The following is a 13,102-nucleotide window of genomic DNA, read 5'->3' as shown; positions in this document are numbered from 1 at the left end:
AGTCCGTCCATGCCTGCCGGCCCATTGTCAGAACGCATAGGTGTTTGCCCATACTTCGGTATGGGCCTTTTTTTATCCGCGCGCTACGCGAGTAAAGTCCCAGCCATCCAGTATGCTGATGTCATCGTAACAAGCCGACTCTGCCTCGCTCAATTGCGGCCGCGCCGGAGTGATGCCAGCGCCGCAGCCCTGATTGGCGTATTCCCAAAAGCGTGAGTCTTGGGGGTGAAACCAAATCAGTTGCTGACGAATATCCCGACCACTCATCCTGTCCCAGCCATAGATATGATCGCCCATTTGGCAATGCAGAAACGCCGCGTGGCCAATGGCATTAGGATCGGCATATCGTCCATCGCCAAACGTGGTCGTCGGGTGCCAGGGGCGGCCGAGCGCGTAACTGCCCGCGGGAACACCGGGCTCTTTCTCCAGACGGCACGCTTTAAACACCAGTCCGAAGCGCTGGGTTGTCGGCGTTGATGGCGCGGTGATATATCCCCATTCGCCTTCGGCGACATCGTCCCGGCGACGAGCCAATATCTGACACTGTTTGAACAGGCCGATGCCCTGGCCGAAGATAAAATCCACCGTTCCGCTGATATGGCAGTGTTCAAATACGCTGCGGCCACCGCGCAGATACAGGGTGTCCTGAAAACTGCTCAGCGCCACATCCCGAAAATAGGCGCGATCGGCTGCTCGGCCAACCATTAAGGCGACCGCCTGAGTATTGATGATGCGGCTGGGATCGCCCTCGTGTTTGGCCTGATTGGCACGAAAATCAAAACTGTTTTCGATCGTCAAAGCGTGCGCGCTAAAGTCCGGCGCATCCACATACACGGTGCGGCTGCCCGCGGTACTGATGCGAACGCCATTCGCGTCCAACATGCCATTGGCGGTGGCGGCGCGAATTACAGTACTGTCGCGCCCTTCTCCGATCAGAGTGAGATGTGGCCGACGGATCGTCAGCCGTTCGTGATACACCCCTCGGCGTACAAAGATAGTGTGCGGCGTTTTGCCGTAAGGCACCGCGTCTATCGCTTGTTGAATGGCCCCAAAGTCGCCACTGCCATCCAAGGCGACCACCGCATCATAGTGTCGGCTCAACATGATTCTCTCCTTGGCATCAGTGGAAATAGGCTACCTGTTGATCCAGCGCGCGCGCTGATATTGCCATCTGTTAAGTCGCTGCCTCGCCTGCGACACTGACAAAATGCGCACTGATTCGCCGACTGGTTTCACAAGTCTGCCCCACCAGCGGATTGAGAGCCCGGGCCGTCTGCCGGCACCTTGAGTCAATGGCATCATTTCTTTGGTGGGAATGTCTCACCGCTCAGATGAACCTGAGCATGAGAGCTGAAATGAAGAGCAAATGGGAAAAGAAAAAGGGGGCTTATCCCGACAGAAGTAAGCCCCAAAAGGACAGTTAGTCCATGTTTAAGGTTTCCCGAATATGTACGACCTGAGCTTGACTCGGCGGTGCGTCTTTCTCTGCGAGTTGTACCGCTGATTTCAAGGCCTCAAGTGTTTGCAGATCCACCGCTTGTCCCTGCTCGTCCGTAGTGACACCATTGACGATGAAGCGGTTTCCGCGCAGCGTTTCACCGTTGACCACGTCGCTGTACTGACTGGCAACAGAAAAACGGTATGACTGGTTATTGATGAATGAACCTTGTTTTCCTGCCGCTTCGTAAGGGCTCTTACGGAACAGGTAGTTAAAGCGCACGTTATCAATTGCCACGTTGTTTTCCAGCGTCAGCGCACCCGGGTTAAAGTTGTCGGTAAACCCATCCATATTGTTGCGAAACGCCAGGTTGTTTTTCACGATGTGCGCCACTGGCAAGCCTTCCCCTCCCAGTTTGAAACCGTTACCGCGCGTTCCGCCTTTGGACGGCACGTCCATTGTCTGGCCGTTCATGTAAGAAATCGAATCCAGAATGGTGACCACGCCGTTGGCGCCATCTTCCACTTTGTTGAACAAATCCCAGCCATCATCAATGTTGTGATGCGAGATACAGCGAATGAAGGTGTTGCCATCACCAATCCGCATTTTGGCGGCGAAACCGTCAGCGTTGATCTGCGACTTATCCATGTTGTTGAAGCTTTCACTGTCCGTCACGGTGTTGTAACTCGCCCACAGTGCACGGCCAATTTTTTCCGGTGACGAGATTTGGAAGCCCGTATCCGGCGCGCTATGCGTCACCATGTGTGAGAACTGGTTGTGGCTGCCGTGCACGATAACGCGGGCACCGGCGACTTCAATGTTCGACACATTCCAGTAGCTGGCTTCATGCAGGTAATCGCCCGTAAAACGCACCTTATCGCCTGCCGTTTTCAGCGTTTTCATCGCCTTTGGCGTACCGCTGGCAGAAACGGGCAGAGTCAGACCTGGGTAATCGCCTTCTTCCAACACAATGGTGCCGCCCGGAGGAAGCAGTTCGACTGCCGCGTCCAGTGTCATACGCCCGTTGCTGCCGTTCGGGTTAACACGAATTTCCATCGGATTGGCGAGCGCCACTTTCTCTACCTGATATTGGTAGCTCAGCGGTTGTAGGCTCGGCCCTTCAATCGGCGTGAAGGTGACGTCAAATTGCGTGTTGGCTTGAGTCAGTGTGGTTGGAAAACCAAACATCTCGCCGGCTGATACTGCCTGTTTGTCCGCTAACCACTGACCATTTTGTGCCACACTGAATGTGCCGCTGTAGTTAGCACGCGCCTGAACAGTGTAATTCTCGATTGGTGAGTGATCCGCCGAAGCTTGCTGTAGAACTGGGTTGTCGAGTTTTGCGTGATAACGCGGAGCCTCAACCGTGTTGGCTTTAGACAGCGTCAGCTCGACATCGCTCACGGTCATTTTGGCATTACGTGAGGCAAAAAAGCCGACGTACTGATGTTTGCCATCCTGCATTTGCACCAGGTTGGCATTGGCGCCGCTGACTTCCTGAGTTTGTTTCACCACACCATCGTCGTAGCTGACCCAATATCCGCTGTCGGTACGGGTCAGCGTCATGTGATACGTTTTGCCCGGGCCAAACTCGACGCCTTTGACAAATTCGTCGTGGCTCATGCGGTTGCCCGCCGTTCCCCACGGCTGATAAATGCCTTCGCGGTACGTCGCATCGACATTGACCAGCCCATTGTGTTCTTTCTTATTGGCACGGATCAGGTTCATCACCATGTTCGAGGCAGCCGGAAACTCTTCCAGCCCTTGTGGCTGAGGGTCGAGGCGCGCTTCGCCAACAATATCACGCACCATCAGACCCGCCCCTTCCTGACGGTTAGGCGAAGATCCGGTTTCCGGGCCAAGCTGATCAATCGTCACATTGGCCGATAAAGTGAAGTTCACGTTCGTCGGTAATTGGGTGTAATAGAAAGTACCGCCTTCATGGGAGTTGGCGATCTTGCCGCCACGGCTTTCAATGGTGAACTGCGAGGCGACCAATCCCGGTTGTACTGCTTGCCCGTTGGCCACCACGTGATTGAGGCCGACTTTTTCCGGCAGGATGGTGGAGCCGAAGTTAAGATCGGTAGACTGGCCAAATGTGATCGCCTGCCATACCGCCTGACTGCCGTCGAGATGAGTAACCTGAGAAGAGCAGGCGGTCAGCGCAAACACGGACGCCAGACACAAAGCAATGGGTGTTTTTTTCATGACAATACCTTCGAAAAGCAAAAGGCTGACTCGGATCCTTCCGGGTCAGCCTTGGAATACAGTGGACAGTGAGGACGTTGAATTTAGAAGCTGTATTTCAGACCGACACGGTAACGAGGCGCGTAATCGTCTTTACCTTCCGCGCTGCCCGCATCAACCGATACCATTGCGAACTCGGCAAATGGACGCCAACCGCTTTCCAGACCGCTGTATTCGGTCGATACACTCACCAGGTTGAGGTAGTTTTCATCGCCTTTGTAGCCAGAGCTTGAGGATTGCTCAAACTTGTATTCCACATCCAGACCGAATTTGAAGTCACCCGCTTTGTAGCCACTGGTCAGGTTCAGCTGATGGTAATGGCTGTCTGCTTTGCCTGAATCTTCCGTTTTGTTGGCATCGCCATAACGGTAACGCAACGCAACATCCCAGTCGTCAGAGAGTTTTTGCGTCCCTTTCAGGTTGAATTTGTGAGTAATGCCGTTGGTATTGGAATCAGCGCCGTAAGCAGGTTGTAGCGTAAAGGTGTCGGTCACTTTGTAGTTGTAGCTCACCACGACTTCATGTCCGGCATCATGCAGTTCACCCAGATCAAAACCTTCGCCTTTCGGGTTTGCCCACTTCACTTCAGCGCTCAGGCCAATACCGTTCTCAAAGCGATGGTCGAGCAGCAAACGATCTTTGTGCTGAGATTCGGCTTTGCCCTTGCCATCTTGAAATTCATGACGAAGGTTAAGGCTGGTCGCCTGAGCCGCAGTGGCAGTCAGTCCGATAAGGATGGCAGAAGTTATAATTTTCACTTTCATAATTGAAACACCGTTTTGTTTTATTGGATTTACAGTTTCATTTTATGAATCAAGTTCCGATAGAAAAGCCAGAAAGAGACAAAATGTGATCAATGAAACCACGTTCCATCTAAAACCAAGAATATATGTGATCAAAGTTGAAATATCGGTTTATTTTTATAAGCAAATAAAATTCCGCTCAATTAACAACTCATAAAAAAGTGAAAAAATCCGAATACGATAAAATAATAAAATCTCAAAAACTGAAGATTATATTGATTTCAATCAACGCATTTAAACTCACTTCAGGCAGAAAAAAACCACCCCAAGAAAACACACTAAGTACTTGATATTTATTGAACACCAACAACGAGTGATTACATTTATTATTTTAAATCAAACAGTTAAATACAGATCAAGCAAACCATTCGACACAAGGATTGAACGATAACTCTGAAGTGCGCATCTGAACACTCATGCATCAACAACAAAACAAAACGTTGTTTCACATTTTTATTTTAATTTATTTAAAAATATTATCTTTTGATCACACTTATAGATTCATCGAGTGGAAGTTAACTAGTTATCTGCGTTTAATAAACTCAGAAACCGAGAAGTGACTTCGGAGCGATGCTTTCTACTTTTCGGTGAATAAAAACTAACGAGGACGAGAAAATGTATGAAAGTCGTAAGCTAGGATTGGCGTACCTGTCTCCCTACATCATAGGGTTGATTGTGTTTACCGCCTTTCCTTTTGTTTCGTCATTTTTGATGAGCTTTACCGATTATGACTTGATGACCGCACCCAAATTTGTCGGCATCGAGAACTATCGTTACATGCTCACAGAGGACGATTTATTCTGGAAATCAATGAGCGTCACCTTCGCGTACGTTTTCTTGACCATTCCAGTCAAACTGGCGTTTGCGCTGTTTATTGCCTTTATCCTGAACTTTAAGCTCAAGGGCATCGGCTTTTTCCGCACCGCTTACTATATTCCGTCGATACTCGGCAGCAGCATTGCGATCGCCGTTCTGTGGCGCGCTCTGTTTGCTATTGATGGTGTGTTAAACGGCATGCTGGGCTTTATTGGCATCGACCCGGTCAACTGGCTCGGCGAACCCTCTTTTGCTCTGTTCTCGATCACGCTGCTGCGAGCATGGCAGTTCGGATCAGCGATGGTGATCTTCCTCGCGGCGCTGCAGAACGTGCCGCAATCTCAGTATGAAGCGGCACTGATTGACGGCGCCAGCAAGTGGCAAATGTTCATGAAAGTGACCGTGCCATTGATCACGCCGGTCATTTTCTTCAACTTCATCATGCAAACCACGCAGGCCTTCCAGGAGTTCACGGCGCCTTACGTCGTTACTGGCGGCGGCCCGATGAAGTCGACGTATCTGATCTCACTCTATATCTACGAAACCGCGTTTAAGTTCTTCGACATGGGCTACGGCAGCGCGCTGGCATGGTCGCTGTTTATTGTCGTGGCGATTTTCACTGCCATCACATTCCGTTCATCAAAATACTGGGTGTTTTATTCCGGTGACAAGGGAGGCAAATAACCATGTCTACAACCATCACTGCTCAAAACGAGGCCAGCGAAGTCCGCGCCAGTAACGTCGAGAACGAACGCACACTGCGCCGTGAAAAGATCAACGCCACCATTCGCTACACCGTGTTGATCATCGTCGGCATTATGATGCTCTATCCCTTGCTGTGGATGTTCTCCGCTGCCATGAAACCCAACCATGAAATCTTCTCTTCCATGAGTCTGATTCCCAGCGAATGGAGCCTGGAAGGATTCATCAACGGTTGGAAAACCGGTACCGAGTTCACCTTCGGCCACTACATCATGAACACCTTCTTGTATGTGCTGCCTAAAGTGTTCTTTACCGTGGTCTCCTCCACGATCGTCGCCTACGCCTTTGCCCGCTTTGATATTCCGTGGAAGAAGTTCTGGTTCGCGACCTTGATCGCCACCATTTTGCTGCCTCAGTCGGTACTGCTGATTCCTCAGTACTTAATGTTCCGTGAAATGGGTCTGCTTGACAGCTATCTGCCGCTCTATCTGCCACTGGCTTTCGCCACTCAAGGTTTCTTCGTCTTTATGTTGGTGCAGTTCCTGCGCGGCGTTCCAACGGACATGGAAGAAGCGGCGATGATTGACGGCTGTAACTCTTTCCAGGTGTTGTGGTACGTCGTGGTTCCGGTGATCCGCCCGGCCATCATCTCGGTGGCGCTGTTCCAGTTCATGTGGTCGGTGAACGACTTCCTTGGTCCATTGATCTACGTATCGAGCGTCGAGAAGTATCCGATTGCCCTGGCTCTGAAAATGTCTATCGACGTTACTGAAGGCGCGCGATGGAACGAGATTCTGGCCATGGCATCGATCGCCATCATCCCATCGATCATCGTGTTCTTCATGTCTCAGAAATATTTCGTGGAAGGCGTGACCAGCAGCGGCATTAAAGGCTGATTTTGGAATTAAACAAGTTTTGGAGTTAAAACAATGGCTGAAGTCAAATTCAACAAACTGGAAAAAGTCTATTCCAACGGATTCAAAGCCGTGCACGGCATCGATCTGACCATTCGTGACGGAGAGTTTCTGGTGATCGTCGGCCCGTCGGGCTGTGCCAAGTCGACCACGCTGCGCATGCTGGCCGGTTTAGAGAACATCACCGGTGGCGAAGTCACCATCGGCAACAAGATCGTCAACAACCTGCCACCGAAAGATCGTGGCATCGCGATGGTGTTTCAGAACTACGCGCTGTACCCGCACATGACGGTGCGCGAAAACCTCGGCTTTGGCCTCAAGCTGCAAAAGCTGCCGAAGACAGAAATCGACCAACGTGTGAATGAGGCCGCCAAGATCCTTGAAATAGAAGAGCTGCTTGAACGTCTGCCGCGCCAGTTGTCTGGTGGTCAGGCACAACGTGTGGCGGTAGGCCGCGCTATCGTGAAAAAGCCGGACGTCTTCCTGTTCGACGAACCGCTTTCTAACCTCGATGCCAAACTTCGTGCTTCCATGCGTGTGCGTATTTCGGATCTGCACAAGCACCTGAAAGCAGAAAACCGTCCGGCGACCGCGGTGTACGTCACGCATGACCAAACCGAAGCCATGACCATGGGCGATCGCATCTGCGTGATGAAACTCGGTGAGATCATGCAAGTCGACACGCCGGAAGAGCTGTACAACAACCCGGTCAATATGTTCGTCGCTGGCTTCATCGGCGCACCAGAAATGAACCTGCGCGACGTCACGCTGGATGACATCGACGGCGAATTAGTGGTGTCGCTGGAAGGCCAACACCTCACTCTGCCTGCGGACAAAGCCGCCAGCATCAAAGCCACTGGTTATCACAAAACCGTACTCGGCATTCGCCCGGACAACATCACATTGGCGCTAACCGACGATATTCCCGAAGGCGTGCAGGCGCTGACCGGTGATGTGATTCGCATGGAAAACATGGGCCACGAAGTGTTTGTCTACTTCCGTGTCGGCAAAGAAGAGTTCACCGCTCGTGTGCCGATCGACGATGTGAAGGCCAAGCTCAACATGGAATTGAAACGCGGTGTGACCTTCATGGTAGACATGAACAAAGCACACATTTTCGATAAAGAAACCGAAAAGAACATCTCGCTAAAAAAATAAAATAGCTTGGAGGCTAACCCTATGAACATGAAGAGAACACTGCTATCAACGCTGACTGCGCTCGCGCTCGGTGGCATGGCTGCCAATGCCTACGCGCAAACTGAACTGCGTATGTCCTGGTGGGGTGGCAATGCCCGCCACCAAGCTACCTTGAAAGCGCTGGAAAAATTCCACGAGAAATACCCGGACATCGTCGTCAAAGGGGAATACACCGGTTGGGATGGTCACTTGTCGCGTCTGACCACGCAAATTGCAGGTAATACTGAGCCAGATGTGATGCAAACCAACTGGAACTGGCTGCCCATCTTCTCCCGCGATGGCGGTGGCTTTTACGATATGAACCAGAACAAAGATGCGTTGCAGGTGGCTCAGTTCCCGCAGCAAGCCATCAACATGACCACCGTCGACGGCAAGATCAACGGTCTGCCGGTGAGCATGACCTCTCGCGTGTTCTACTACAACAAAGACATCTGGGCGAAAGCGGGTGTGGGCTATCCGAAAACCTGGGATGACCTGATGAAGGCGGGTCAGGCGTTCCAACAAAACCTCGGCGACGGCTACTACCCACTTGTGATTGAAGCGCGTGATGTGTTCGCGATGAACCGTTCGCTGTTCATTCAGAAACATGGCAAAGACATCATCAGTCACGACACCAACCTGCTGGCGTTCAGCGACAAAGAGATGACCGAGTTTTTCCAGTTGTATGTGGATCAGGTTAAAAACCACGTGTTCCCATCAACCAAAGAGTTCGCTTCTTACGGCAAGGGCAACCTGTACGAAATGCGTCCTTGGATTGACGGCCGTTTTGGCGGCCTCTACATGTGGGATACCGCGGTTGAGAAATACGCCGACAATCTACAGCCACCGATGTCGCTGGAGTTAGGTCCCTACCCAATGGAAAACAATGCGGTAGAAGCTGGTCTGCTGGCTCGCCCATCGATGATGTTCTCTATCGGCCGTAACACTAAACACCCGCAAGAAGCGGCGAAACTGGTGAACTTCCTGCTCAACGATCCTGACGGTATCGAAGCACTAGGGCTGACACGCGGCATTCCAATGAGTCAGTCGGGCCTATCGACGCTGCAACAAAGTGGCCACATCGACCCAAGCAGCCTGTCGTTCCTTGGCTATGAGCAGGCGAAAGCGCTGCCTCAGAAAATCATGCCAACCACCTACACCGACAACGCGCAGTTGATGGAACTGTTCAGCGAGGAGATGCAGCATCTTGACTACGGCCAGTCCAGCGTCGAAGAAGCCGCGAAAAACTTCCTGCGTCGCGGTAACCGTGTATTGAAGCGCATGAACTAAGCGTTCACGTGATATCAGCACCCCTTTTCAGGGGTGCTTTTGCAGTTTGTGGCGCAGACGTTTTGAGTCGCCATGGGTAAGTCGCTCGCATTGCACAAGCCGCTTACCCCTGTTCGATTCGCTCGAATTCATCATCCGTGGTGACAACGCGGATTCTCTTATTTCCGAACACTAAAATGGAGTGGCACTATGGCTTTCACCCGACATTCGCATCTCCCGTTACTGATGGATTACTATCAGCGCCTGTTGCAACTGGCGACCTCTCCGACCTCGCCGCTGCTGGCCGATGGACTGGATATCCACACCTTGCAGCCAGTGCACTGGACATACCCGGATGGCCAGCGCGTGCCGATGAGCAATTTCGCCAGCCAGCAGAATTTTCTGCGTGGCCTGACCGCGCTCAGCATCCTCACTCAAGACCCAGGCTTTGATCAGCAGGCACGCCATATCACCGCGTATTTTCTCGATCATTATGTCGATGATGCCAGCGGCCTGTTTCACTGGGGCGGCCATCGGTTTATTCATTGGCAGAACGGCAATATTGAAGGCCCGGCCAGTAAAGAGTGCGTGCACGAACTCAAACACCATTTTCCGTTCTATGCCTTTTTACATCAGGTCAATCCGGCGAAAACCGAAACTTTTCTCAAAGGGTTCTGGGCTGCGCACGTCTCCGATTGGGAAAAGCTCGACCTCAGCCGTCACGGCGAGTACGGCCAGCCTTTTGCTCCCGATCTGTTTGCCCGCCACCAGCCGCAGCCGGTGGTTGACCCCGCGCTCTGGCCTGCCCTGCCCGAAACGGTTGGTCTGACATTTGTTAACGCCGCCACCGATCTGATTTACGCCGCCAGTCATTATTTCCACTACACGCAGGATGAACATGCCAAGCGTTGGGCAAAGCATCTTTATCAGCAGTTTGTTCTGGCGCGTCACCCGCAAACGGGCATGCCGGTGTATCAGTTCTCTTCACCATTGCAACGTCAACCGATCCCGGACGACGACACCCTGACCTACTCCTGGTTTGGCGATCGGGCGAAACGTCAGTTCGGCCCGGAATTTGGCGAGATTGCCCGTGAAGCCAATGTGCTGTTTCGCGACAGCTGGCCCGTGGTGGTCGATAATCCGCTGGCGATCCTCGAATGCGCCAAGCTGCTGGATGAGCCACAGATGCGTCAGTGGGCGATTGACGGCATCACGGCATACTTTGCCCATGCCTGGGATGAAACGCACAACCGAATGATTCCGATGTGGAACAGCGGCGAAGACATGACTGGCTATACGTTTGTGCGCGACGGTTACTATGGTGATAAAGGCACGACGTTGGCCAGACAACCGACCGATCCCGCCTATCTGCTGACGCTGATCCGCACCAGCCTGCAAAGTGAAGACGCCACGCTGCGTGATCTCACCGTGCGCATGTGGCAACGCTTTGGTTTGGGAGAGCTCGATGGCGCCACTTTGCATGCAACGCATGTGGCTGAGCAGACCACGCTGGCATCGGCTTATCTGCTCATGGCAATCCTTGAGCTGCACGCCGTCAGTCACGATGAAAGATTGCTGTGTTTAGCCGACGATGTCGCAGAAAATCTGCTGCGCCAGCACTATCATGCCGGCTTCTTCTTACCCGGACCGCTGCACCGTTATGTTCGACTTGATGATCCGCTGCCTTACGCGTTGTTGGCTCTTGAAGCGGCGCATCAGGGAAGGTACGCCGACATTCCTGTGATGATTTCCAAAGGTGGTTACCTGCACGGTGAGCGCCTGGTTGGTGATGCCATCAAAACGGTGTACGACTACGACGTCATTTACAATCAGACCTCAGCGGCCTGAATGCTGTTCTCTTTTATTGATGGAAGTGAATTTTGTCTGACCGTTTTTCTTCAGAAACCGAGCTGGTTGCCAGGCCTGACTCCGAACCACCTTGCTCCCAAACGCCAGTGCGACGCTGGCGTATACGCTATCGTCACCGCGTATTAATTCAGCGTAGTATTCTGCCTTTTACCTGGCCGATTCTGGTTGAGTTGATCTGCGTGGTGTTGATGGGGATCGTCAGCACCATTCTGGTCAGCCGGATTGGTAAAGATGCCACCGCCGCGGTGGGGATCACCGACAGCGTGACCTACATTATTCTGTCACTGCTCACGGCGATCGCGCTCGGCGGCTCGGTATTGATTGCTCAGGCCTTTGGTCGCCGGGATCGGCAAAAAGCGCTGTTTGGTGCCAGTCAGGTGATGAACCTCGGCGTGTTGATCAGTGTGGTCTGCTGCGTGGCGATGTTTCTGTTTGCCGAGCCTATTCTGGCGGTGGTGGCCTACGGCGCTGAGCCAGAGGTGATAGCGCTTGCCGATCAATACCTCAAGATGATAGCGCTGAGCTATCCGGCACTGGCAATCACGCTCTCAGGCAGCGGCATTTTGCGCGCCGTAGGCAATTCACGCTCGCCCGCAACGACCAATATACTGATGAACATCCTCAATATCGTCATCAGCTACCCGTTGATTTACGGCATTGAAGCGCTGCACTGGAATGGCTTGGGGATGCTGGGCGCCGGGATTGGCATCAGTGCGGCTCGCTGGATTGGGGCGGCAATGATTCTGTTTGTGCTCACTCACAACAGTTCGCTGCGCGTGCCAGCCAATGAATTTCTCAAACCGTTCAGCCGTTCAATCCTCAAAGAAATCTTGGTCATCGGCGTGCCTGCCAGCGTCGAGTCGCTGATGTTTAACATTGGCAAACTCATTACCCAAATCATGGTCGCAGGCATGGGCACGATCGTCATGGCGGGAAACGTGGTCACGTTTTCCGTCCTGCTGTTTGTCAATATCCCCGGGAATGCGCTGGCCATGGCTGCGACGGTGCTGATTGGCAAACGCCTTGGTCAGAACCAGACCCGCACCGCGCGGCTGGAAATGCAACTGATCCTCTGGCTGGCGACCGCAGCGTTGATCGCGCTGGGCATTGTCACCGTGCCATTTTCCCATCAAATTGGCGCGATTTACACCGATGACCCGGCGGTGATTGACGTCGTGGTTAACCTTATCTATCTCAATGCGTTGATGATGCCGATTTGGGCGGCTTCCTTTGTGTTGCCTGCTGCGTTTAAAGGCGCCAAAGACGTGAAGTACAGCATGTGGACGGCAATCCTCAGCATGTGGGGATGCCGGATTGTGCTCGGCTATCTGTTGGGTATCTATGCGCAATTGGGCATCTACGGGATCTGGCTCGGTATGTTTGCCGACTGGTGGCTGCGCGGTGCCCTCTATTTATATCGTATGCTCAGTCGTCGTTGGCTCAACGTCTATCTCACCAGCCGGGATAACTGAACCCGTTCTGAGCTGACGGCGCCTCGGGACGCCGTCAGTTTTTAATCACTTTCGCACACCAAAGCACACGACTTCGCGTATTCTTAACAAAGAGCTGATGATACCGAAGCCGCTGTGACTCACTCTCATTTCACTCGAACTGCCTTGTTTTTATCACTTCTGATTATCGTAGAACGGTTAGTTTTTCAGTCAGTTAATCACGCTAAAGCGTTGCGGTACAAGCTCTCAGTCAATATGGAGGCGCGCTGACTATGGCAAGAAACTGGAAAGGTCTGTTTATGATTCAGATCACTAAATCATTAAAAATATAAAAATTGAACCATTGTTTCGATTTTTATCACATACCATTTCAAGTTCTTCTCATATAATCATCGAAAATTAAAACAGCGTTTCGAG

At 52.2% G+C, this 13,102-nt stretch carries 9 protein-coding genes; 6 read left to right on the top strand and 3 right to left on the bottom strand.

The genetic code is table 11. The annotated features are described in order from the left end of the window. Window positions 1-72: 72 nt before the first annotated feature. The 3 genes from DYA43_RS18785 to DYA43_RS18775 form a co-directional block, all read right to left on the bottom strand. Window positions 73-1,104 carry a pectinesterase family protein gene (locus tag DYA43_RS18785; RefSeq protein ID WP_061055369.1) on the bottom strand — a complete coding sequence of 344 codons (1,032 nt, stop codon included), beginning with the start codon at window positions 1,102-1,104 and terminating at the stop codon, window positions 73-75. Between the two features lie 316 nt (window positions 1,105-1,420). Then, window positions 1,421-3,646 (bottom strand): right-handed parallel beta-helix repeat-containing protein, encoded by a 2,226-nt coding sequence (locus DYA43_RS18780; RefSeq protein WP_061055368.1) that lies wholly within the window; start codon window positions 3,644-3,646, stop codon window positions 1,421-1,423. A gap of 83 nt (window positions 3,647-3,729) precedes the next feature. Continuing rightward, entirely contained in the window at window positions 3,730-4,449 is a 720-nt protein-coding gene (locus DYA43_RS18775) for an oligogalacturonate-specific porin KdgM family protein (protein ID WP_020328924.1), read from the bottom strand. 654 nt (window positions 4,450-5,103) lie between these two features. On the opposite strand from DYA43_RS18775, the gene DYA43_RS18770 reads away from it, so the two are divergent. The 6 genes from DYA43_RS18770 (at window position 5,104) to DYA43_RS18745 (ending at window position 12,706) form a co-directional block, all read left to right on the top strand. Next, entirely contained in the window at window positions 5,104-5,988 is an 885-nt protein-coding gene (locus DYA43_RS18770; protein ID WP_020328923.1) for a carbohydrate ABC transporter permease, read from the top strand. 2 nt (window positions 5,989-5,990) lie between these two features. Next, window positions 5,991-6,902 carry a carbohydrate ABC transporter permease gene (locus DYA43_RS18765; RefSeq protein ID WP_020328922.1) on the top strand — a complete coding sequence of 304 codons (912 nt, stop codon included), beginning with the start codon at window positions 5,991-5,993 and terminating at the stop codon, window positions 6,900-6,902. Window positions 6,903-6,935: 33 nt separating this feature from the next. Next, entirely contained in the window at window positions 6,936-8,078 is a 1,143-nt protein-coding gene (locus DYA43_RS18760; RefSeq protein WP_055453675.1) for an ABC transporter ATP-binding protein, read from the top strand. Window positions 8,079-8,099: 21 nt separating this feature from the next. Continuing rightward, on the top strand, window positions 8,100-9,386 hold the full coding sequence (locus DYA43_RS18755; protein WP_020328920.1) for an ABC transporter substrate-binding protein: 1,287 nt from the start codon (window positions 8,100-8,102) through the stop codon (window positions 9,384-9,386). A gap of 189 nt (window positions 9,387-9,575) precedes the next feature. Beyond that, window positions 9,576-11,213 (top strand): pectate lyase, encoded by a 1,638-nt coding sequence (locus tag DYA43_RS18750; RefSeq protein ID WP_061055367.1) that lies wholly within the window; start codon window positions 9,576-9,578, stop codon window positions 11,211-11,213. Window positions 11,214-11,245: 32 nt separating this feature from the next. After that, window positions 11,246-12,706 carry an EmmdR/YeeO family multidrug/toxin efflux MATE transporter gene (locus DYA43_RS18745; protein ID WP_225869395.1) on the top strand — a complete coding sequence of 487 codons (1,461 nt, stop codon included), beginning with the start codon at window positions 11,246-11,248 and terminating at the stop codon, window positions 12,704-12,706. The last annotated feature ends 396 nt before the right edge of the window (window positions 12,707-13,102 follow it).

It is taken from the genome of Vibrio fluvialis (genome assembly GCF_900460245.1).
Taxonomy (GTDB): Bacteria; Pseudomonadota; Gammaproteobacteria; order Enterobacterales; family Vibrionaceae; genus Vibrio; species Vibrio fluvialis.
Note: the sequence above shows the minus strand (reverse complement) of the source record. Positions and strands in the feature narration are given on the sequence as shown.